This window comes from Chitinophaga varians (assembly GCF_014529945.1).
Classification (GTDB): domain Bacteria; phylum Bacteroidota; class Bacteroidia; order Chitinophagales; family Chitinophagaceae; genus Chitinophaga; species Chitinophaga varians.
Genome location: NZ_JACVFB010000002.1, coordinates 1198533 through 1223181, shown reverse-complemented (window position 1 = coordinate 1223181; position 24649 = coordinate 1198533). Strand labels below are relative to the sequence as shown.

Annotated in this window: 14 protein-coding genes; 6 read left to right on the top strand and 8 right to left on the bottom strand. The window is 47.3% G+C overall.

Features of this window, described 5'->3' with window-relative positions:
- Positions 1–5: 5 nt before the first annotated feature.
- Positions 6–3332: an isoleucine--tRNA ligase gene (ileS, locus tag ICL55_RS12860; RefSeq protein ID WP_188097653.1), complete on the bottom strand. Its 3327-nt coding sequence runs from the start codon at positions 3330–3332 to the stop codon at positions 6–8.
- 261 nt (positions 3333–3593) lie between these two features.
- On the opposite strand from ileS, the gene ICL55_RS12855 reads away from it, so the two are divergent.
- Complete coding sequence (locus ICL55_RS12855) at positions 3594–4058, top strand: PepSY-like domain-containing protein (RefSeq protein ID WP_188097651.1); 465 nt, start codon at positions 3594–3596, stop codon at positions 4056–4058.
- A 1238-nt stretch (positions 4059–5296) separates the two neighbouring features.
- Here ICL55_RS12855 and ICL55_RS35570 read toward each other — a convergent pair.
- Positions 5297–6220: a helix-turn-helix domain-containing protein gene (locus ICL55_RS35570; RefSeq protein WP_188097647.1), complete on the bottom strand. Its 924-nt coding sequence runs from the start codon at positions 6218–6220 to the stop codon at positions 5297–5299.
- 309 nt (positions 6221–6529) lie between these two features.
- On the opposite strand from ICL55_RS35570, the gene ICL55_RS12845 reads away from it, so the two are divergent.
- Entirely contained in the window at positions 6530–8068 is a 1539-nt protein-coding gene (locus tag ICL55_RS12845; protein ID WP_188097645.1) for a hypothetical protein, read from the top strand.
- A gap of 124 nt (positions 8069–8192) precedes the next feature.
- A complete protein-coding gene (gene gyrB, locus ICL55_RS12840) occupies positions 8193–10172 on the top strand; it encodes a DNA topoisomerase (ATP-hydrolyzing) subunit B (protein ID WP_188097644.1) in 1980 nt (659 codons plus the stop codon).
- A 101-nt stretch (positions 10173–10273) separates the two neighbouring features.
- Here gyrB and ICL55_RS12835 read toward each other — a convergent pair whose 3' ends face one another.
- Both ICL55_RS12835 and ICL55_RS12830 read right to left on the bottom strand, forming a co-directional pair.
- Positions 10274–11491, bottom strand: coding sequence for a tetratricopeptide repeat protein (locus tag ICL55_RS12835; protein ID WP_188097642.1), 1218 nt, complete (start codon positions 11489–11491; stop codon positions 10274–10276).
- Positions 11492–11493: 2 nt separating this feature from the next.
- A complete protein-coding gene (locus ICL55_RS12830; RefSeq protein ID WP_188097640.1) occupies positions 11494–12822 on the bottom strand; it encodes an ATP-binding protein in 1329 nt (442 codons plus the stop codon).
- A gap of 299 nt (positions 12823–13121) precedes the next feature.
- On the opposite strand from ICL55_RS12830, the gene ICL55_RS12825 reads away from it, so the two are divergent.
- Positions 13122–13583, top strand: coding sequence for a hypothetical protein (locus ICL55_RS12825; protein WP_188097638.1), 462 nt, complete (start codon positions 13122–13124; stop codon positions 13581–13583).
- Positions 13584–13993: 410 nt separating this feature from the next.
- Positions 13994–17218, top strand: a complete 3225-nt coding sequence (locus ICL55_RS12820; protein WP_188097636.1) for a TonB-dependent receptor — start codon at positions 13994–13996, stop codon at positions 17216–17218.
- 172 nt (positions 17219–17390) lie between these two features.
- Here the strand turns inward: ICL55_RS12820 and ICL55_RS12815 are convergent, their stop codons facing one another.
- Together ICL55_RS12815 and mfd are read right to left on the bottom strand one after the other, a co-directional pair.
- Positions 17391–18104 carry an SIMPL domain-containing protein gene (locus ICL55_RS12815; RefSeq protein WP_188097634.1) on the bottom strand — a complete coding sequence of 238 codons (714 nt, stop codon included), beginning with the start codon at positions 18102–18104 and terminating at the stop codon, positions 17391–17393.
- 185 nt (positions 18105–18289) lie between these two features.
- Positions 18290–21532 (bottom strand): transcription-repair coupling factor, encoded by a 3243-nt coding sequence (gene mfd, locus ICL55_RS12810; RefSeq protein WP_343067788.1) that lies wholly within the window; start codon positions 21530–21532, stop codon positions 18290–18292.
- 290 nt (positions 21533–21822) lie between these two features.
- Here mfd and ICL55_RS12805 point away from each other — a divergent pair, with 290 nt between their 5' ends.
- Positions 21823–22545, top strand: coding sequence for a ferredoxin--NADP reductase (locus ICL55_RS12805; protein WP_188097630.1), 723 nt, complete (start codon positions 21823–21825; stop codon positions 22543–22545).
- A gap of 4 nt (positions 22546–22549) precedes the next feature.
- Here ICL55_RS12805 and ICL55_RS12800 read toward each other — a convergent pair whose 3' ends face one another.
- Together ICL55_RS12800 and ICL55_RS12795 are read right to left on the bottom strand one after the other, a co-directional pair.
- Positions 22550–23173: a hypothetical protein gene (locus tag ICL55_RS12800; protein ID WP_188097627.1), complete on the bottom strand. Its 624-nt coding sequence runs from the start codon at positions 23171–23173 to the stop codon at positions 22550–22552.
- A gap of 46 nt (positions 23174–23219) precedes the next feature.
- Complete coding sequence (locus tag ICL55_RS12795) at positions 23220–24647, bottom strand: glycine--tRNA ligase (RefSeq protein ID WP_188097625.1); 1428 nt, start codon at positions 24645–24647, stop codon at positions 23220–23222.
- Positions 24648–24649 lie beyond the last annotated feature (2 nt).

The window sequence follows — 24649 nt, the reverse complement described above, 5'->3', positions numbered from 1 at the left end:
GGGGATTAGCTTTTTTTGTTAACTAATACATTAAATTTAAGGTCATTCACCTCTATTTCTGTTCCGCCCTGTAATTGCTCCACTAAATCCAAGCTATCTGCCAAAATTTCCGTGCAAATATAGTTATTATAGTTTATAATCGCCGATTTGAGCGAGTCTACGCTCTCTACCGTTACGTCAATTCTGTCAGTCAGTTCAAAACCACTGTCTTTGCGGATTTTCTGTATACGATTTACCAGCTCGCGTGCATTTCCTTCGTCCTGTAACTGGTCAGTAATAGTAATATCCAGCGCTACCGTTAAAGCACCTTTATTTGCGACTGTCCATCCAGGAATATCTTCGGAAATTATTTCAACATCAGAGAGTTGTATCTGCAATTGCTCGCCTTCAACGGCCAGGTTGAAATGGCCGTCGCGCTCAATAGTAGCAATATCTGTATCCGTGAACGCACCAATGGCTGCAGCTACGGTTTTCATCTTCGCACCCATTTTGCTACCGAGCGATTTGAAGTTCGGTTTGATCTTTTTCTTGATAAAACCTCCCGTTTCGGTAAGATAATCAATCCCTTTGACATTTACCTCACTTTTTATCAGATCCTCAACTTTTTCCAACTGCTCTTTCATATGATTGCCGGAAACCGGAATCAGTATTTTCTGAAGAGGTTGCCTTACTTTGATATTCACCTTCTTACGCAAGGATAATACCAGTGAGGAAATATCCTGGGCCAACTGCATTCTTTCTTCCAGATCTCCATCAATAGCCACAGCGTCAGACACCGGGAAATCAGTGTGGTGGATAGATTGCGCACTAAAACGTCCGCTTACACGGTTCAGGTTGTTAAACATCCAGTCTGTGAAGAATGGGGAAACCGGGGCCATCAATTGTGTAATTTTTTCCAAACATTCGTATAATGTCTGGTAAGCACTGATTTTGTCGTGGCCATAATCGCCTTTCCAGAACCGGCGACGGCAAAGACGCACGTACCAGTTGCTCAGGTGCTCATCCACAAAAGCCTCAATTGCCCTGCCAGCCTGGGTAGGCTCATAATCATCAAAGTAGCTGGTCACGTCCCGGATAAGGGAATTCAGCACGGAGATAATCCAGCGGTCAATTTCCGGACGCTCCTGTAAAGGTATGTATGCTTCACTGAAGGTAAACTTATCAAGATTAGCATACATAGCGAAGAAGTTGTATGTATTATACAAGGTGCCGAAGAGCTTGCGTTGCGCTTCACCGATACCTTTTACGTCAAATTTGAGGCTGTCCCACGGGGAAGCGTTGGTGATCAGGTACCAACGGGTCGGGTCTGCACCGTATTGTTCTATCGTTTCAAACGGATTCACCACATTACCCAGACGTTTACTCATCTTATTACCCTGGCTATCGAGCACCAATCCATTGGAAACCACTGTCTTATAAGCAACGTTATCGAACAGCATCACACCCAGCACATGCAGGGTATAGAACCAGCCTCTGGTCTGGTCCACGCCTTCAGCAATGAAATCAGCCGGGAAAGCCTTACCGGCCTCTACCAGGTCTCTGTTTTCAAACGGATAATGCCATTGGGCATACGGCATCGCACCGCTGTCAAACCAAACGTCCACCAGATCTGGTTCGCGTTTCATTTGTTTGCCGGAATCACTTACCAGAATGATATCATCTACATAAGGCTTGTGCAAATCGAGGATGCCTTCATGCAGGTAGGATTTGTTGATATCTCCCCCCAGCACTTCATTGGCTTTCCTGATTTCAGCGTTCAGCTCTTCTATGCTGCCGATACATTTTTCTTCGCTGCCATCTTCTGTACGCCAGATAGGCAAGGGCGTACCCCAATAGCGGCTGCGGCTCAGGTTCCAGTCCACCATATTCTCCAGCCAGTTACCAAAACGGCCGGTACCGGTGAAGGCAGGTTTCCAGTTGATGGTTTTATTCAGTTCCACCATCCGGTCCTTCAGCGCAGTGGTTTTAATGAACCAGGCATCCAGCGGGTAATATAATACCGGCTTGTCTGTACGCCAGCAGTGAGGATAAGTGTGTTCGTATTTCTCTACTTTAAAGGCCCGGTTCTCTTTCTTCAGCTTCACGGCGATGTCCACATCCACATCTTTGTAATCCGGGTCGTCTTTATAGTTCTTTACATATCTGCCGGAGAACTCGCCCACGTTGTCGGTGAATTTACCTTCACGGTCAACCAGGGTCAGGATGCCGATGCCATATTTTTTACCTACGCGGTTGTCATCTGCACCAAAAGCGGGAGCGGTGTGAACGATACCGGTACCATCTTCAGTGGTCACAAAGTCACCCACGATCACGCGGAACGGATCGCCCTCTTCCGGCTGCGCATAAGGCAACAGTTGCTCATAGCGGATGTTCTCCAGCTGGCTGCCTTTAAAGCTGGTCAGTATCTTCCATGGAATGATCTTATCGCCTTCTTTATAAGCAGCAAAATCGGCGTTCTCTCCTTCTGCTTTGAAGTATTTGCCCAGCAGCACTTTCGCCATCACTACATTCACCGGAAGGTGCGTGTATTGGTTCAAAGTGCTTACCAGCACGTATTCTATATTAGCCCCTACGGTCAGGCCCAGGTTGGAAGGCAACGTCCACGGCGTGGTGGTCCAGGCCAGGAAATAAACCTCATCAGACCCTGCAGCATCGAACAGGAACCGGGAGTTTTCCGCCTGTTTAGCCTTAAACATGGCCACGATAGTAGTGTCTTTGACGTTTTTATACGTACCTGGCTGATTGAGCTCAGCAGAGCTGAGGCCAGTTCCCGCAGCGGGAGAGTAGGGCTGAATGCTGACACTCTTGTATAAGTATCCTTTTTTATACAGGGTCTGCAGGCACCACCAGAGTGTTTCAATGTAATTGTTATCGAAAGTGATGTAAGGATCTTTCAGGTCTACCCAATAGCCCATTTTACGGGTGAGGTCGTCCCATTTGTCCTTATACTTCAACACTTCCTTACGGCAGGTCTCGTTATATTCAGCGATGGAAATTTTGGTCCCGATATCTTTTTTGGTGATCCCCAGGCTCTTTTCCACACCCAGTTCCACTGGCAGGCCATGGGTATCCCATCCGCCCTTGCGCTTTACCTGAAAGCCTTTCATGGTTTTATAGCGGCACACCAGATCTTTCAGGGTACGTGAAATCACGTGGTGAATACCGGGCAAACCATTAGCGCTGGGAGGGCCTTCATAAAATACGAATGGTACAGCGCCGTCCCTTACTTCCACGCTTTTTTCAAAAGCCTGGTGAAGCTCCCATTGCTGTAATATATCTTTCTCGATCTGAGGTAAATTCAGCTGGTTATATTCCTGATATTTGCTGGACATAAAACAATTCCCCGCCCTTTGATGTTATTTAGACAATAATTGATTAAAATTGTGCGAAGTTAAGAAAATACGCCGGCACCTAAAGGGGCAACTTTCCCAAAAACGACGGTTTTGAAGTTTTTTTCGTAAATTTTTTAGTAATTTACAATAAAGAGTATTTATTTTACGTTTTTGGCATTGTTTTAGCTCTTTGCCAGGAAGAATTAGAAAAACCTAAGTCAGTTAATTTTAACCCAACGCGGATAAACCATATCTTGATTTATGAAAAAGTTGACGTTAATTTTTTGTGCAGTATTGATCACTTCCGGCATAACTTTTGCACAGCAAAAAAAATCAGTTAAGAAAGCAAAAACAGTTGCGAAAAAGGTGGAGGCACCTGCAGCAGTTAAAAGTTCTTTTGATCAGACCTTTGCCGGAACTACAGACGCCAAGTGGACTAAGACAAGTGCTGGCCACTGGAGTGTAAGTTTCCACAAAGACAACATACAAACGCTTGCAGAGTATGACGCCGATGGCAAATGGATTGCTACCCGGAGTTCATACGACGCACAGACACTGCCGGAATCAGTGGCTGGTACACTGAAAGCGAAATATCCGGCTGCCACCATAAAAGATGGCTGGAAAATTGAAAGAGCAGATGTAGCTGCTTATTACAAAGTAAACATTCAGGACAATGGTGCAGATAAAGCAGTGTTGTTGAACGAAGCAGGCACCGTCACTGAATAATTAAACACGTATTTCATAGGTATAGGGATAAATAGGACAGACCCTGCTCTTTTGGGCGGGGTTTTTCATTTTATATCATCGCGCCTCTTATCACCATGGATAAGTAATCCATAGCCATTGAGATCTACAAGCATCTCTTTTTTCACCCTGACATACACACAATGCTCCGGACCAGTAATTATGCGATCGCCTGATTAATATGCAGCGTGATATTTACCAGGTACATTGACGATTCATTCCAGTCACAGACATGGTTCCATCTGTTGTAACATTTTACCGCCTTTCTATGAGCGCGCAAATAGTACAACGTCGCTTCCTCCCCATCAACATCATTGTTCATTACGGCTGTTTTTATTTGAAAATATTTGTTTGCCTGTTTGATATTGACAAAGAAAATTACCTGTTGTAAAATAGCACCGTTGATGTTTCGCGCTGGAAACAAGACACAGGAAAAATGTCTGACACGAGGTCTGCCGTTATGGCTGTGCTACATCTGCCATATACGTACCCTAAACCTACTGCATGAAAAATTGTCCTGGCAGTAAAAGCATTTTCTGAAAAGCTGTTGTCACTGACAAGAAAATTTCTCACGATAAATAACACAGCGACAGTAGGAAGCCAGCGTTGTTATCTCTCCCTGACGGGTATACGAATTCTTCTGCATATCATGGCAAACAGGCCATGCAGGCGGCATGACGGGGAATCAAATATTATTGCGCGGATGATGGAATACACAAATTCCCATTCACCGTGTAGCCGGTACCGTTATAGCCGCTTAACCGTCTTTTTTGCCGATCAGGCAGCGCTTTTTTCCTTTCGTCGACACATCATCAGCCATCTGAGAGAGGAGATGCGTGAAAGCCGTTGTAACTGTTGCTGAAAATTTAAAAGTCGCCCCACAGAAGTGAGGCGACTTTATAAAATCTGGTAAAAAACTTCTCTGGTAATTGAACTTGTGTTCCCTTGGTGTTTGATAAAAAAACGCAAGCTTAAAATTTATGGCTTTACTTGATTTTAATCACCAGAAAAGTCTCTTCCCATGGTCAAATCTAATAAGGAAGCTTTGAAGGTTCACAGATAGAAATCTGTCCGTCGTTTTAACAGTTACAAAGTAACGGCGATATTTCCTACTGCGGTTTTCAATTCGGGAAAAGAAATGATCAAAGCGGGAAATTGCAAAAAAAAATGCTGATGGCACATAGCCATCAGCATCTATCTAACTTCTTTCTAATTGATAATCAACGAAGTAACAACTCGCAAGGTTTTAACCCTGTGTGCTTTTTAAAGGCAGTAGAGAAATGGGAAATGCAGGAGTAACCCATTAGCATAGCCACTTCAGACACAGACATGCCTTTTTCGTACAACAGGCCTTTGGCCTTCTCCATCCTTTCTTTCTGGAAATAGTCGTAGATGGTGGTACCGTACATGGCTTTAAAGCCTTTTTTCAGGTAACATTCATTCATGGCTACTTTACGGGCCAGATCACGGATGGTGATAGGGGAATCCAGTTGTTCCAGTAAGATACTTCTTGCTTTTTCAATTTTCTCCCGGTCTTCCAGATGAGTCAGGAAGCGGCAGCCATAACGTTCGTCAGGATCGTTCTGCATGAACTGGTCTGAACTGTACAGTAGTAAGTCCAGGGCACGGCTTTGCAGGAAGATGTTCTTCAGCATTCCTTCATAGTTGTGATGCACCATGGTTTCCAGCACTGATTTGGATTTGGTGCAGGGCTGGATGGTTTTCACGAAAGGTTTGCGGGTCTGGTTCTCAAAAAGGGAGAACGAGGTAGTATTTTTCTGAAGCGACTGAATAAACGCTGGCTGGAACCTGACGGTGATAAGGTCTACAGAAGGAACCTTGTCTTTGCAGGCTTCCTTGTTGCCTTCTGCACATAACTGGTCGGTGCAGGCGGGATTTTTACAATATTTGCTGCCCGCCACACAATAGCGTAATTCTATTGCGGCGGATTGCCCTCTTTTAGCCGGCTGGTATACGACCATGGCTATGTCTTCCACCGGCAACGGTTTGTCATAAACAAAGCGTTGCAATGTAAAGTCCAGGCAATCCGGGACAGACACGCTATCCTGCTCCGCCAGCTGTAGCTGGTCGCTCATGGCGGGCTGCGGGATGGCTAATGCCAGTATTTCCTGAATTTCTTTCACTTTACCTGATGTTTTAAAACCGGGACAAATTTAACACTTCCAATTTTATCGAAATACATTTTGACAATACACTTACAAAGCATTCCTAACATAAAGAAATATTTCTACATATTTGGTGTACTGTGGCAGCAATCAATTGGTATAAATTTCGTTTATTCATAACAGATGGAACACAGGAAAAGGAAATTACCCCGGATTTTCAGGATTATTTTGACCGTATTCTTCCTACTATTGGTAGGCGTATTGTGTACGGCCTGGTATCTTAATCAACACTGGACTAAGCTTTTACGTAAGGAATTATCTGTTTATGTGACGGATTTGTCCGATAGCCTCTACACTGTACAGTTCAAAGACCTGCATCTCAACGTGCTTTCCGGGAGCCTGACGGTAGAAAAGGCTACCATGACGCTGGACTCGGCGGTGTACCGGCGTATGCTGGCAGCCCACCGGGCGCCTGAAAACACCTATCTCATCAGTGTGGAGAAACTACAACTGCGGTACTTTAAACCGTGGCGGTATTTCATCAAAAAGGAACTGAATGCCGGCGCACTGATTGTGACCGGGCCCAGCATCGTGATGGACCAGAACAGCACTGTCAGGGACACCACGCGGCCCCGTACCGCGTATGAGGACATATCCCCCAAAATGAAATCCATCTTCATCGGGCGCCTGCAGCTGGACAGTACTAATTTTAAATATGTATTTACCCGGCGTGACTCTTCCCGCGTGATACACCAGTTTCGGAACCTACGGGTAGGGGTAAACGATTTTCTGATTGATTCTGTGGCCCTGAATGACCCTACCCGGTACCTGTATGCCCGCAACTATGAAATCGGGATGCGGGATTATATGAACCGTACCCGCGACAGCCTTTACTGGATGTATGTACGTGGCATCCGCTACGATGCGGCAGAAAGGACGCTGAATATCGGCCAGTTTGAGATACAGCCCCGTTACGATAAGGCGGAGTTCCAGCGGCAGACCGGAGGCCTGCAGCAGGACCGTTACGAACTGCTCCTGAACGATATAAAGGTAGAAGAACTGGACCCGCGGCTACTGCTGCAGGAGCAGCAGGTATGGGCCAGGCGTATCGATATCGGCAATGGCCGGGTACATATTTATCGTGACCGGACCCTGCCCATGCCTCCTGGTGACAAACTGGGACAGTTTCCCAATCAGGTATTGCAAAAGCTGCATCTGCCATTAAAAATAGATACCGTGACCGGCAACAATGTAGACTTGCAGTATACTGAACTAAGCCCTGTTTCCCGGCAGACGGGCCAGATTAACTTCAATCATGTACATGGCCGGTTTACCAACGTTACCAATATTGATTCCATGGTGGCCCGGAACAATCACTGCATTGCCGATTTTGACGCTATTTTTATGCAGAGCGGCAAACTGAGGGCCCGTTTTGATTTCACGCTCCGTCATCCGGCCGGCCAGTTTGCCGTATCGGGGCAGCTGAAAAGCATGAACGGGAAAGACCTCAACAGCGTGACCCGGCCGTTGGGCATGATAGAAATACGGTCCTGCAACATCCGGGACCTGAGTTTCAATATCAGGGGAGACGAGCGGAAGGCAGCCGGCAGTGTTACCTTGTTGTACGACAACCTGAAAATAGCCATCCTGAAGCAGGACAAAGAGCATAAAAGTTACAGCCGTAAGGGGCTGATAAGTTTTGTAGCCAATGTAATGGTCATTAAAGATAGTAATCCCCTGCCCGGGGAAAAAGTGCGGGTTGCCAATCCCACTCAGGTACGGGACGTCCAGAAGTCCTTTTTCAACCTGGTGTGGAAAACATTGTTCGCCGGGGTGAAAGAGACAGCAGGGGCGGGGAAATTATAAGGGTAAAAAATGTGGCATCCATCCCACCCAAAAACAGCTATTCTTTTATGGAAATCAGGCTTATTTTTCGTATTTTTGCGTGATTGTCTACCGATTTTGTTTCTAAACGATTTTACACCAACATATGAGCGAAGAATTAGTGCAAGCAACCAGCCCCAGCAACGGATATGATGCGGGGAGTATTCAGGTATTGGAAGGACTGGAAGCGGTGCGTAAGCGTCCGGCCATGTATATTGGCGACATTGGCATCAAGGGACTTCACCACCTGGTATATGAGGTAGTTGATAACTCCATCGACGAGGCCCTGGCTGGCTACTGCAAAAATATCGAAGTAACGATCTGCGAAGATAACTCTATCCGGGTAAAGGATGATGGTCGTGGTATCCCCACCGGCATCCATCCGAAAGAAGGACGTTCCGCCCTGGAAGTGGTAATGACCGTGCTCCATGCCGGCGGTAAATTTGATAAAAACACTTATAAAGTATCCGGCGGTCTGCACGGGGTGGGTGTGAGCTGCGTAAACGCACTGAGCTCCCGGCTTCATGTGACCGTACAAACGGAAGGCAAGCTGTTTGAACAGGAATACCACCGCGGTATCCCTCAGTATGCTGTACGGGAAATCGGCGTGAGCGAAACCACCGGTACTACCGTTCACTTCCAGCCGGATGATGAAATATTCAAGGAAACGACCTACAACCGGGAAATCCTGGCCGGCCGTTTAAGGGAGCTGGCTTACCTGAACCGTAAAATCCGCATCACCCTGTCTGACGAACGTGAAAAAGACGAAGAAGGTAAAATCTTCACTGAAACTTTCTACAGCGAAGGCGGTATCCTCGAATTTATCCAGATGCTGGATAAAAACGGTCGCCGTGCACCGCTGCTGCCTGAACCTATCTATGTAGAAGCCCACGATCCGGAATCCAACGTTGCGGTGGAAGTAGCCCTGGTTTATAATGAAGCGTTCAGCGAGAACATTTTCTCCTACGTTAATAATATCAACACCATCGAAGGTGGTACACACGTGGCCGGTTTCCGCCGTGCTATTACCCGTGTGTTTAAAGCCTACGGCGATAAAAACAAACTGTTTGAGAAATCCAAAGTGGAAGTAACCGGTGACGACTTCCGTGAGGGCCTCAGCGCTATCATCAGCGTAAAAGTGCCGGAGCCACAGTTTGAAGGCCAAACCAAAACCAAACTCGGTAACTCCGATGTAATGGGTGTGGTGGACAGTTCTGTAGCTTCTGTACTGGATGCCTTCCTGGAAGAACATCCCCGTGAAGCCAAACTGGTGATCAACAAGGTGGTGCTGGCAGCACAGGCCCGTGAAGCGGCCCGTAAAGCCCGGCAGCTGGTACAGCGTAAAAGCGTGATGACCGGCAGCGGCCTTCCTGGTAAACTGGCAGACTGCTCCGACAATGATCCTATGAAATGTGAACTGTTCCTCGTCGAAGGTGACTCCGCGGGCGGTACTGCCAAACAAGGCCGTAACCGTAACTTCCAGGCTATCCTGCCGCTCCGTGGTAAAATCCTCAACGTGGAGAAAGCCATGGAACATAAGATCTACGAAGACAACGAGATCAAAAATATCTTCACCGCCCTTGGCGTAACCATCGGCACCGAAGAAGACGATAAAGCCCTGAACCTTTCCAAACTCCGCTATCACAAGCTGATCATCATGACGGATGCGGACGTGGACGGTAGCCACATTGCTACGCTGATCCTCACTTTCGTATTCCGTTACATGAAAGCCATGGTAGAACAGGGTTATGTTTACATCGCACAACCGCCGCTGTACCTCGTTAAAAAAGGCAAGGAACAGATCTACGCCTGGACAGAGGAACAGCGTAAGGCCGCTACCACACAACTGGCCGCCGGTGGTAAAGAAGACAGCGTAAACATACAACGTTATAAAGGTCTTGGTGAGATGAACGCAGAACAGCTGTGGGACACGACCATGGACCCTGAAAGACGTACGCTGAAACAGGTAACCATCGAAAGCGCTGCCGAAGCAGACCGCGTATTCAGCATGCTCATGGGCGACGAAGTTCCGCCGCGCAGAGCGTTTATTGAATCACACGCGAAGTACGCTAAGATCGACGCATAACAAACCCAGGGCTGAAGCCCTGAGCTAATACATTAAAAGTTAAAAGCGAAATCGCCCATTGATTGGATCAATGGGCGATTCGCTTTTATATGTTGTTGATATTACTCTCTGGAGATAATGTAGTTTGCCAGCAACTGATACAGGAACACGCCGATCAGCATAACGGCCACGAATATATTAGCATAGTCGTTGGTGATAAAAGCGAAGACAATACCTATCAGTCCTACAACCGCCAAGGAGACTGTGTAGATACGGAAGATATTTTTGTTCTTTTTAGATTCGGGCGTATACATACTTGAAACAGGCAACAGTAATACACCCGAGCAGATAGCGGTAGCCAGGAGTCCCGGGATGGCCGTAATCCAGTAGGCGGCTGCGCTCAACAGCGCGGTTAACAGCAGGTAACCTACCATCGTGGAAACTTTAATCTGCTGCGGTGTTAAAGCATAGCGGCCGTAAGGATTGAGGCGTAAAAACAGGTTGCTCACCGGCGCTATCAGCCAGGTAGACAATGCCACCAGCGCCAGCAACACATATAAAGGGAAAAACACTTTGCTGGCAATTTGTGTAAAAATGAAGATCCCCACGATGATCAGCCACTGCATACCTGCTTTCTGTCGCCCCATAAAAAAGGCATAGTTCAGGAACTGGCGGTACAGCCAGTAGCGGGCTTTCATCGCCTGTACCATACCACTCTTTGCCCATTGCTGGTTAGGGTCCAGTTTCAGCGATTCCCTGAAATGCTCCAGTGCTTTACGGTGATCACCGGCTTCCAGCCATTTCCAGCCCAAATTGGCGTGTGTATAGGCATTTTCCGGATTATGCTCCAGCGCTTCGTGCAAATTGGAAAATGCCTCTTCCTTTTTGCCGAGGTTAAAGAGCGCATTGGACCGGAGGTTGAGGCATACCAGGTTTTCCGGGTCAATGGCCAGTCCTTCCTGTGCTTTTTGCAGCGCGCCGGGATAATCTTTTTTAAACAGCAGTATCTGGCTCCACATACCGAAGTAATCAGCCTGATAGGGATGGATAGCGACCGCCTCGCTGATAGCCTGCAAGGCCTCGTTGTACTGGTTTTTATTGAGTGCCATCCGTGCCTTCAGGTAGAGGAACCGGTCATCATCCGGAGCAAAGCTCAGGGCGTTGTTAACCACCTGTTCTCCTTCTTCTGTCTTGCCCATTTCGAGATAACAGATAGCCAGCAGGAAGAGCGCATCAATATCATTTGCGCTGGTGCTGAGATGTTGTTTCAGGGTGGTCAGCGCATCCTGGTAACGCCCTTGTTGCAGCAGTAACTGGGCACGCTGAATGAGTACAGCCATAATTATTTCTTTATATCCAGGTATTTCAGCACATCGTCGTACAGGCCGGCCTCATTGGAATACAAGGCATAGTTGCGGGCAGTATTGAACCATTCCCGCGTAGTAGGCTTATGAGATTTGATGGCTTTCACCAGTTCTTTTTGCGATATAGGTTGTGGTATTCCTTTCTGTAATGCTTCCAGGAGTTTATCTTCCACGGCAAGGTCCACGATAGCCTTCAGGTCGGCGCCGGAATAGCCGGTGGTTGCTTTCGCGAGGGCTTTATAATCCACGTCGGATACGGGTTTATTGCGGAGTTGCAGTTTCAGTATGGATTCGCGGCCATCTGTATCCGGAGGGGCGACGAAGATGATACGATCAAAACGGCCCGGGCGACGGAACGCCGGATCGAGGCTCCAGGGTGCGTTCGTAGCGCCGATGATCAGCACATTTTCGTTGTTGGCTGCGATACCATCCATCTCCGCCAGGAACTGGTTGATCAGGTGACTTGCACCACTGTTACGCATAGACGTACGGTTCGCTCCCAGTGCATCCACTTCATCAAAGAAGAGTACGCAGGGTTTGCGTTGGCGGGCCAGTTCAAAGAGCGCATGCAGGTTCTTTTCGCTGTTGCCAATCCACATATCCAATACATCATGGATACCTACGTTGATGAACTCCGCCTGTATTTGTCCTGCAGTAGCCTTGGCCAGATAGGTTTTACCACAGCCCGGAGGGCCGTACAGTAAGATACCGCCACCGGCCTTTTTGCCATAGGCTTTATAGAGGTCGGGAAATTGCAGTGGTTTAATGATTTTCAGGTCTATTTCCTGCTTTTCTCTTTCCATGCCGCCTACGTCGGAGAAGTTCATATCCGGTTTTTCCAGGGTGAAGACTTTATCCGGATCTTCCGTTGGTTCGTCTTCCTCGTAGGAGGTAGTGGGTTGTTGTTGTGGCAGTCGGAACTGCGCATCGAGGGCTTCGTCACGGAAGCCCGGATTGAGCTGCAACAGATGCTGATAAATATCCCGGGCCGACTGCAGGGAGTTTTCCTTTACCAGTATACGGCAGTGGAGCAGGAGCGCATCGAAATGGTCCGGCTCATGATGTTCCAGTTGTTCCAGTACAACTATAGCGGCAGAATATTTTTGCTGATGATAAAAGGTACGAGCCAGACCCAGCTGAGCAATGGTATGGTCCGGCGACAGTTCCAGTACTTTACGGTACTGTTCTTCTGCCTGCACATATTCATAATCCTGTAACAGCACCTGGGCCAGATGTAAGCGCAACGGCACATTCTCCGGTGAAAACTGCACTGCTTCCTGTAATTGTTTGACTACTTCCGATGACATAATGTGCTTTTATTAATTTAAAAACCCGAACAGTAATAATACGGAATTACCCCACAAAAATATTGTTAATATTGACGCCGCCGCTTTCCTTTCCGCTGCTCACGGCATGTTTATTTATTAACATTTTATTTAATTTAATTTTTATTACATATATTGCACCTGAATTTATCCCTATGCCCGTATATTAACCGGTACACCTATTCCAACTAAGCATGGCTGGCGGCAGCATTTCTGCCGACCAACCCCGGTTTCTTTTATGCAGCGGCACAAATACAGGACAGCATTAAATACTAAAACATATGCGTTTAAAAATCTTCGTATGGGCCGTTGTTGCAATCATTACAGGAGCAGGACTTGCTGGTTGTTCTAAAAAGAATGAAACAACGCCTCAGGGCACTTTCTCTTTCCGGGTAGGGGACGTTACCTACCATTCCAACTCTACGCAGGGTTATATCTCTGATACCGTTATTGCCGGCAAAAAAACGCTGATCATAGATGGTGTCACTAACAATTTCACTAAACATATGGAGCTCATGATCACTTTTCCGAACGGCCTTCAGGCCGGACAGTATGATCAGAGCGCCGGTGAAATGACGCTGATGGATATTCAGCAAAAAGAAGACGGCTATATTACTAAGGCCATCTCCATCAAACTTGAAAGCATTAATAGTAAACAAGCGGAGGGTACATTCTCCGGCACTTTAATTAGTGGTGAAATAGAAAAACCTTTAACGGACGGGACTTTCAAAGTCTATTTTTAAGCAAAAACCGTTTAAAAAAAACGAGAGAAACCCTGTCTTTTGAGACGGGGTTTTTTGTTCACGCAAAGCGAGCAGAGGAAGCAAAGACACAAAGAGCGGAACTTAAAAATCTTTGTGCCTTTGCTTCCTCTGCTCGCTTTGCGTGAAAACTTCGTATAGTCATCAGGGTTGTCTTAATAAAATTATTGTTTAAGAACTGTTAAACAATTTTGCCCAGACACCTACTTCGTTGATTGTTAACATTGTTTTCATACGAATGATTAAACCTGATATTATATTAGCCCAATCGTCAGGTAATCAGGTTATTTTAAGATCATTTTAAGTAGTCCTTAACAATTTGGTAATGATGAGTTAACATTCTGGTTGCTTTGGAGTAGTTGTTTTGCACCTGTAAATACTTAACAGGCTTTATGAAATCATTTGTCACGCTTTTAGCGAGCATTCTGGTCGTTCTATGTTTTAACAACACACAAGCGCAGATCACCACCTCCATTATCTCAGGTAAAGTAGCAGACCCTGCTGGTCAGGCTATTCCCGGTGTAACAGTGGTTGTATTAAACACTGCCACCGGCACCAAAAATGGTACACAGACCAACAGCGATGGTCGTTATATTGTACCCAACCTTAATCCGGGCGGTCCTTATACGATAACCGTTTCTTTCATCGGTTATAAAAAAGAAGTAAAAGAAAATGTGAACCTGGCATTAGGCACTATCAACTTCAACTTTAAATTACAGGAAGAATCCACTGCACTGAGTGAAATCGTCGTTACCGGCAATACCGGCAGCAAAACCGGCGGTACCAAAATAGGACAGGAGCAGATCAAAAGCATTCCCAGCCTGAGCCGCAGCCTGCAGGACCTCACCAAAGTAACTCCGCAGAGCAACAATAACTCTTTCCTCGGTACCAACTATCGTTATAATAACGTTACTGTGGATGGTGCGATCAACAACGACGCGATCGGCTTCAGCCCTTCTCTCGGTGGCCAGAGCTCTACCAGCGGTCAGCCCGGCAGCAGCACCCGTACCAACCCCGTGTCTCTCGACGCGATCCAGGACGTACAGGTATTACTGGCTCCCTTCGACGTGAAAGTAGGTAACTTCCTCGGTGGTAGCGTAAACGCAGTAACACGCAGCGGTACCAACGAAGTACATGGCTCTATCTACGGTTATGGCCGTAACGCCTCTATGATTGGTAAAAACAACGCCGGCGACGGTTCCAAACTGCCCAGCGATTTCCACGAATATCAGGCAGGCGCCCGTGTTGGTTTCCCTATCATCAAAAACAAATTATTCTTCTTCACCAACGAAGAAATTACCCGCCGTGTAGACCCGGTGATCCTCGCCGCAGGTTCTGCTGATGGTGGTGGTATCCTCACCGAAAAAGATGCTGCTGACATCACCGCTGTGATGAAAACTTATGGTGTGGATATCGGAACTGCCGGTAACACCAGCATCTATTCCAACTCCAACAAATTCTTCAACAGACTGGATTGGCATATCAACGACAAACACCACCTGTCTCTCCGTAATAATACTATCACCTCCGAAGCTACCAACCTGGAACGTGACCAACAGAACTTCCGTTTCAAAGGCATCGACTTCAAACAGGTGAACAACCAGTCTTCTACTGTTGCTGAGCTGAAAAGCACCTTCAACAGCACCATCTCCAACAGCCTGATCCTGGGTTACTCCAGCGTTCATGACTACAGAGATCCGCTGTCTGATCCTGCTACTCCCCAGATCCAGATCAAAGGCCGCACCGCAGGTTCTACCATCTTCCTCGGTACTGACCGTGAAGCCAGTATCTTCAATATGAAACAGAAAACCTTTGAGATCACTGATAACGTGACTATCTTCAAAGGCAACCATACCATCACAGTAGGTACCCACAACGAGTTCTACAACATCACTTATGGTTTCGTAAACTCCTGGAACGGTCGTATCGACTACAACAGCGTTGACTCTTTCCTCGCTAACATGCCTAGCCGTGTACGTGGTAACTATAACTACGCTAACAACTCCCGCGATAACATCATGGCTAATCCTCCTGCACAGTTCAAAGTGAACCTGCTGAGCCTGTACGGTCAGGATGAGATCCAGCTGACTGATCGCTTCAAAATCACTCCGGGTATCCGTTTAGACTATGCCGGTATTCCGAACAAACAGCCTTTGAGCGACAAAACCACCAAAGCACCTGTTGACGGCAACTACGGTAATACCTATACGTATACTAAACCTCAGGATATCAAAAACAACTTCCTGAACAATGTGCAGATCTCTCCGCGCTTAGGTTTCAACTATGACATCAAAGGTGACAACAGCCTCGTACTGCGCGGTGGTACTGGTCTCTTCACCGGTCGTATTCCTTTCGCATGGTTAGGTTATGCCTACTACAACAACGGTGTAACTTATGGTGCTTACGACCAACGTTCTACCAAACCTTTCGTAAACGGTCCGATCCCTGCGGCTAAACCTTCTGCTAACGGTATCGCTGACTTCGCCGCCCAGAACGGCGCTAAAGTAAATGACGCTTCCGGCGCTACGCAGGTAGACCTGATCGACAACAACTTCAAAATGCCTCAGGTGTGGAGAAGCAGCCTCGCCCTGGAATACAACACCCGCGACCAGTGGAAATTCAGCATCGAAGGTATCTACACGAAAGTGATCAAAGACCTGATGTTCCAACAGATCAATCTGGTCGACAATCCTACCTACTACGCATATGACGTGAACAAACAACAGCCTATCTGGTCTGGTGCCAAAATCAATCCGTTATATACGAATGCTTACCTGTTGTCCAACACTGACAAAGGCTACCGCTACAGCATCACTGCTCAGGTGTCCAAATCCTTCCCGTTTGGTCTGAACTTTATGGCAGCCTACACTTACGGTCAAGCTAAAGACATCACCAACGGTATCCGCAACTCTATGGAGTCTAACTGGCAGCTGAACCAGGCGCTGAACCCGAACAACCCGGCACTGGCTTACTCCAACTTCGACATCCGCAACCGTATCGTAGCTACTGTAGGTTACAAACACGGCTGGGACGCTAAAAACAAATGGGTTTCCAACTTCTCCGTGTTCTTTAACACCTCTTCCGGTTTACCTTATACATATGGTTTCGTAAACGCCACCGTACAGGGTACTCCTCAGCAGGTGAGCCTCGCTTACATCCCGAAAGATGTAGCAGATGCAACCAACTTCTTTGCTGATGCCGGTGGTAAAACTGCTGTTCAACAAGCAACAGAGTTCATGAACTACATCAACGCAGACAAATACCTGAGCGGTCGTAAAGGCCAGTTCACTGAACGTAACGGTGGTCGTACACCATGGAACACACAGGCTGACTTCCGCTTTAGCCAGGATTTCAACTTCAAAGCCGGTAAATCCATGCATACCCTCACCCTCACTTACGATATCGTGAACGTGACCAACCTGATCAACAAAGACTGGGGTATTCAGTACTTCTCACCCAACACCTTCAACTCTTCTGCCAGCGTAGGTGCTACACCAACAGGAAAAGTAGTGAACAACTACCCTATCCTGAAACTGGAAAATCCGGGATCTCCTTACTCCAAAGACTTCTTTGGTTCCCGTCATCAGATGCAGCTGGGTCTGAGATACAGCTTCTAGTTCACGCAAAGGCGCAAAGCAGCAAAGGCGCAAAGATTTTTTGATATAAGAAAGCAAAGGGGCGAAGATCACATTTGATCTTCGCCCCTTTGCTTTCTTATTTATCTTATCTAAATTTCTTTGCGCCTTTGCTGCTTTGCGCCTTTGCGTGAACTCCACGAGCTGGCGAGCGTTATTTGATGCTAAATACTGTTCTTACTTCAGCGCGCACTTTGATAGATTTGAAATCAATTTCAGGAGCACCACCACCAACAGCGTCAGCAGATTTATACATTGCGTTGGCCATGATCTGCGGGCGGTAATCAGGATAGTTATCGGTGTTGATTTCCTGTACTTCGATGATACCATCGATGCTGTTACCAATAGCTGCCAGCATATATTCTGCTTTCTCTTTAGCAGCTTTTATGGCTTTGATTTTTGCCTCTTTGCGATACTGGTCCATTTTGCTGGAAGTATAAGAAGCGATGCGGGTGCTTTCAACACCTTCCGCGTCTACGGCGCCCAGGATATCATTGATTTTATCCAGTCTGGTTAATTTCAGGCGATATTGCTTGCGGGTCATAAATTCTACCGGATCTTTTTTCTTGCGGAGGAAGAACTCATTGTTAAAGCCATTCACATTTTCGATGGTCAGGGTTTCTTTTGGCAATCCTGCATCAGCGATAGCTTTTACCAGTTGTTTTTCCAGTGTGGTGATGTCCACTTTTGTTTTACCCTTTAAATACTCTTTCAGGGAGATGTCCAGGTTCAATTCATCAGGTGTGATTTCTATTTCAGCAGAACCGTTTACTTCAATTTTCTTTACCTGTTTATTATTGTCAGCCTGTTGTGCAAAAGTGCTCAGAGCGAAGAATAATCCGGCGGCTAATAACATTACCTTTTTCATGTGTCTTTGTTTTTCTTATTTAAAAAAATTGTTTTCGATGTTTATTACACCCTCATGATGCCAGGTAAAACCCTGTTTCCACAAAAGCAGGGAAAAAATTTTTCCAACATCAATATATGTCAATATTAAAACATTCGTTTCGCATTACAAATGAAACGATTACATCATAAAAAAGTTACAGAAAATTATTTACGGCTATCCGTTATGCCTTTGAGGAAAGCATGGAGATCGTCCATATTACGGATACGGTTCACCACCAACATGAAGTTTTTGCCTACCTGTTTGAGTTTGGCGTTGTTGGTACGGGTTTGTATATACGTTAATATATGATTGAACGTAGGTGATTCAAAATAAGGAGAGTCGGGGTTATTGATAAAGTAGCAGCGGAGGTTTTCTTCTTTGAGCATCATTTTCTCGAAGCCCAGTTGAATAGCCATCCAGCGGCAGCGTATCATGGTCAGGAGGTCTCTCACCGGATCCGGCAATGGGCCGAAGCGGTCTACCAGCTCATGCTCAAACTGTTGTAATCTGCCATCGTCGGTGGTATTGTCCAGTTCCTGGTACAGGTTCAGACGTTCTTGGATACTTTCTATATAAGTGTCCGGGATCAGTATTTCGAGGTCGGTATCGATCGTACAGTCGTTGACGAAGTCTTTTTTCTCTTCCAGTTGTTCTTTAAAGAGGTCGCGGAATTCGTTTTGTTTCAGTTCGCGGATGGCTTCATCGAGGATCTTCTGGTACATATCGAAGCCTATTTCCGCCATAAATCCGCTTTGTTCGCCGCCGAGCAGGTTACCTGCGCCGCGGATATCGAGGTCGCGCATAGCGATCTGGAAACCGCTGCCCAGCTCACTGTGCTGTTCGAGTGTTTGCAGGCGTTTACGGCTATCGGCCGTGAGGGTGCTCATCGGCGGTGCCAGCAGGTAACAGAATGCCTTCTTATTACTGCGGCCTACGCGGCCACGCAGCTGGTGCAGGTCGCTCAGCCCGAAGTGGTGCGCATTATTGATGATGATGGTATTGGCGTTGGGAATATCCACACCGCTTTCCACGATATTGGTACATACCAGTACATCGTATTTGCGGTCGATGAAGTCGAGAATGACTTCTTCCAGCTGGTGACCTTCGAGCTGTCCATGAGCCGTAGCGATAGACAGATCGGGACAGAGACCCTGTATCAGCGAGGACATTTCCGCCAGGCCTTTTACGCGGTTGTGCACAAAGTACACCTGACCACCTCTTTCCGTTTCGTAATAGATCGCATCGCGGATAGCGTCCTGATTGAAGACCTGTACTTCTGTTTCAATCGGCTGCCGGTTGGGCGGTGGCGTATTAATGATGGAAAGGTCACGGGCACCCATCAACGAAAACTGCAGCGTTCTTGGTATAGGCGTTGCCGTTAGGGTAAGGGTGTCCACGTTATGTTTCAGCTGTTTCAGCTTTTCTTTGGCAGACACACCGAATTTCTGTTCTTCGTCCACCACCAGCACGCCCAGGTCTTTAAACTTCACATCTTTGCTGAGCAGGGCATGGGTACCGATGATGATATCGATCTTGCCTTCTTCCAGCTTTTTAAGCGTTTCTTTTTTCTCTTTGGAAGATTTGAACCGGTTGAGGTAATCCACTGTACAGGGGAAATCTTTCAGCCGCTCAGAGAACGTTTTATAGTGCTGGAAAGCGAGGATGGTCGTTGGTACCAATACCGCAGCCTGTTTACCATCTACGATGGATTTGAAAGCAGCACGGATAGCGACTTCTGTTTTACCGAAGCCTACGTCGCCGCACACGAGGCGGTCCATGGGGGCGGGGCCCTCCATGTCTCTTTTCACGTCGGCGGTAGCTTTGCTCTGGTCCGGGGTATCTTCATACAGGAAGGAAGCTTCCAGCTCTGTTTGCAGATAGGTGTCCGGTGCGTGTGCAAAACCCTGCTGGGCTTTACGCACGGCGTATAATTTGATCAGGTCTTTGGCGATATCCTTAACCTGTGTTTTTGCTTTTTCTTTCAGCTTGTCCCACGCGTCGCTGCCGAGTTTGTTCACCCGGGGCTCCACACCTTCTTTGCCGGTGTATTTGCTGATTTTGTGCAGGGAGTTGATATTTACATACAACAGGTCGTTGTTCTTGTAAATGATGCGGATGGCTTCCTGCATTTTACCGCCGGACTCAATCTTTTGCAGACCGCTGTACACGCCTACACCATGATCGATGTGTGTTACATAGTCACCAGGTTGCAGCTCCCGCAACGTTTTCATGGTAATCGCCTTGTTTTTGTTGTAGGCTTGTTTTACCCTTGATTTGTGAAAACGCTGGAAGATCTGGTGATCCGTGTAGCAGGCAAGTTTCAGCGAATGATCGATGAATCCGTGGCTGATAGCCACTGGTATGGGGAAGAAGACAAAATCTGCTTTCAGGTCTTCGAAGATACTGCGCAAACGTTCGAGCTGGCGCGGGTTATCTGCGAATATAAAAAGGGAGTATTTGTTGTTGTTATGCTGGGCCAGGTCTTTGATCAGGAGATCAAACTGTCTGTTGAAGACTGGTTGTTCCTGTGTATCGAAGGCTACAGTTACCGGCTGTACGCCTTTTTCCGTGAGGTATTCTTTATTACCGAAAACCACGGTTGTTTTCTGTAACAGCTGTTCCATCAGGGGAGCGGCTTTCACGAAATCATCGCTGCTCAGCACCATGTCTTCGTCATCGTTCACCTTCACTTTCTGACCGGTCAGCAGCCAGTCATCGAGCCGCTGTTCCATCTGCTCCACCACACCCTGAATATAGGCAGGGTCTTTCATCCATACCACCGTATTGGCGGGGAGAAATTCTACCAGTGACGTCTTCATATGGTCTACCGTATGGGTGTCCATATTGGCGATGAGCGTCACCTGTGTAAGCTTGCGCTCGCTAAGCTGGGTCTCCGGATCAAACAGGCGGATAGAGTCGATATCTTCCCCAAACAGTTCAATACGGTAAGGTTTTTCGTTACCAAAAGAATAGATATCGAGGATACCTCCTCTCAGGGCGTACTGTCCTGGCTCATATACAAAGTCGGTATGTTCAAATCCCCAGCCAATCAGTTTTTCCAGCAGCGGATCTACTTTCAGGACGTCACCGACTTTCAGCTGCACCATATTGGAGCTGAAAGCCTTGCTGCCAGCCACTTTTTCCCAGAGTGCTTCGGGGTAGGTGACCAGTACTTTTTTCCGCACCCCGTCTCCGGAGAATTTCATCAGCGCTTCCGTACGCAGCATACTGTGGCTGCTGTTGAACTCCTGGAACTGTCCGGTTTTTTTGAAAGAATCGGGGAAGTAGAAAATATCAAGGGCCTGGCTCAGTTCTTCCAGATCGTTCTGGAAATAGGCTGCCTCCTCTTTATCATTCAGAATAAAGAGATGGTTCGCTTCTGCATTGGCCCAGACTGATACTGCCACAAAATTTATTGCACTCCCGCTCAGGGAAGAAAGCTGAAAGTATTGTGGGGTGGGTGTTTGAATCCCCTTCACCAGCGTCTGCAGGCGAGCATCACGTTGAAATAATTGTAATACAGCCTGTAAATTCATGAAGGCTGCAAAGATACGAACATTTGTTTATTTGGGTATTTAGAGATTTAATTATTTGGTCTTCCAACTTTAGGATTCCCTGAATATCAAAATGGGCAAATATTCAAATAATAAAATCCAAAATGTTTTGCTATATTCAGTGACACCAAAATCCTTTTTTCATGCAGGAGATCTGGTATACAGGCATCGTCACCCGGCTGTTAGATGAAACCCCCAATACACGGCGTTTCTGGATCCGTATACCAGAGCTGGAACGATTTGATTTCAAGCCCGGGCAGTTTGTCACCCTGGACCTTCCCATTCACGAAAAGAAGAACAAGCGCTGGCGCAGTTATTCCATCGCTTCCCATCCGGACGGCACCAATGAGTTTGAGTTGGTGATCGTACTGCTGGAGGGTGGCGCCGGCAGCACCTATCTCTTCAATGAAATCAAAGAGGGGAGCACGCTACAAGTAAGGGGGCCGCTGGGGATGTTCACCCTGCCGGCAGACATGGAAAAAGACCTGTTCCTTATCTGCACCGGTACCGGCATAGCGCCGTTCCGGTCTATGGTACATCATATACAGCTGCATCAGCTACCGCATCCCAACATCCATCTGATCTTTGGCTGCCGTTATGAACAGGACCTGCTGTATGCTGAAGAAATGCGGCAGCTGGACAAAGACATGCCCCGTTTTCATTATATCCCTACCTTAAGCCGCCAGGAAGACTGGACCGGCAAAAAAGGCTATGTGCACGGCATCTACGAGGAGATCCTTGCCGGCGACAAACGCCCGGCCAACTTCTACCTATGCGGCTGGAAGGCCATGATAGACGAAGCACGGCAGCGCATCACCGCCATGGGATACGACCGCCACGATATTCACCTGGAACTGTACGGATAATCACTTAGAAACAGTAGCCGAAACCTGTGTCCAGATTAGGTGTTATATTTTTGGAAGAGAACATCAGCATGGCACCCATCCTGAACATAAAGTGTTTATTGATAAAATGCCGCCGGCCGGCGATGGACAACCATCCCAGGGTGGTGCGGTCTGAAGCGCCCTCCTCAAACCAAAGCGAGTCACCAAACATGTAAGTCATGCCCCCGCCTACTTCCAGGCAATTTCTATCCGGATTGGGTAAGGCGAACACGTAGTTAATGCCTCCGAAGAGGGTAGGGCGGTCGGGAACGGAAAAGTGGTGTGTAATTGTGCTGTCCCGGATTGTTCTGCCAGCGGTAACACGTTTATAAGAGTACCACGTCTCCTCGTAGCGAGGCACAATACCGGCCCCTATACGCATGCCCAGACCGGTGCGTTTTCCGTTAAAACGGGTATCATAGTTAACGCCAATACCACAGGAAGGCCCCAGCAGCGTGCCATACACGACATGCGGCCATTTTTTGGGTAAATAAACCGGTTGTTCTTTACGGGGACGGGAATGTTTGGCGGAATCCCGGGGAGCCTTTTGGGCATAAAGGGAAATGCAGCAAAACAAAAGGGCCACAGCTGTTACAATTCGTATATGCATAGGGGTAAGGGATATACGACGTTAAACGGCTGTGGCCCCGAATATGTTACATGATCTTGCTCAGAACGATGTTTTTCACCTCTGTGAGCGGAACGCGTTCCTGCTCCATGGTGTCACGGTAACGGATGGTAACGGTACCATCTTCTTTGGTCTGATGGTCAACGGTTACGCAGAAAGGCGTACCGATCGCATCCTGACGGCGATAACGTCTGCCGATGGCATCTTTTTCCTCGTAGAAGCAATGGAAATAAGGTTTGCAGCTGTCTACCAACAGGCGGGCCACTTCCGGCAGACCATCTTTTTTAGTGAGCGGGAAAACGGCCAGTTTGATAGGCGCCAGCTTCGCCGGGAATTTCATCACCACGCGGCTGTCTTCTTTTTCCGGTGTGCTGAGGTCCTGCTCTTCGTAAGCGTTGCAGATAGTCAGCAGGAACATACGATCCAGACCGATAGAGGTTTCTATCACGTAAGGCACGTAGTTCTGGTTAATTTCGGTATCGAAGTACTGGAGTTTTTTCTTGCTGTATTCCTGGTGTTGTTTCAGGTCGAAGTCGGTACGGGAGTGGATGCCTTCCACTTCCTTAAAGCCAATCGGGAAATCGAATTCGATATCTACTGCCGCATCAGCATAGTGCGCCAGTTTCACGTGGTCTTTGAAGCGATATTTGGAAGGATCGGTGCCCAGGCTCAGGTGCCATTGCATCCTTTCTTCTTTCCATTTCTCATACCATTCTTTCTGCGTGCCAGGGCGTACGAAGAACTGCATTTCCATCTGTTCAAATTCACGCATACGGAAGATGAACTGACGGGCAACGATTTCATTACGGAAGGCTTTACCAATCTGTGCGATGCCGAAAGGTACTTTCATCCTGCCGGTTTTCTGCACATTGAGGAAGTTCACGAAGATACCCTGAGCCGTTTCCGGGCGCAGGTATATTTCGCTGGCTTCGTCTGTAACGCTGCCCAGCTGGGTGGAGAACATCAGGTTGAACTGACGCACGTCTGTCCAGTTGGAAGTGCCGCTAACGGTGCAGCTTATTTTTTTCTCTTCGATCAGGGTTTTCAGGCCTGCGAAGTCGTTTTCTTTCAGGAGCTCGTCCATCCGGGCCAGCACAGCGTTCCCTTCTGCTTCAGGCAGTGTTTCCGCATACGCTTCGATCAGGTGGTCTACCCGGTAGCGTTTTTTGCTGTCCTTGTTATCGATCATGGGATCACTGAAGTTATCCACGTGACCGGATGCTTTCCAGGTGGTAGGATGCATAAAGATGGCAGCATCGATCCCCACGATATTTTCGTGCAGCTGGGTCATGCTCTTCCACCAGTAGTCCTTAATATTTTTTTTCAGCTCGGAACCGTACTGACCATAGTCATACACCGCGCTGAGTCCATCGTATATTTCGCTGGACGGAAAAACAAAACCGTATTCTTTACAATGCGATATAATCGCCTGGAATTTATTCTGATCTGTAGACATAG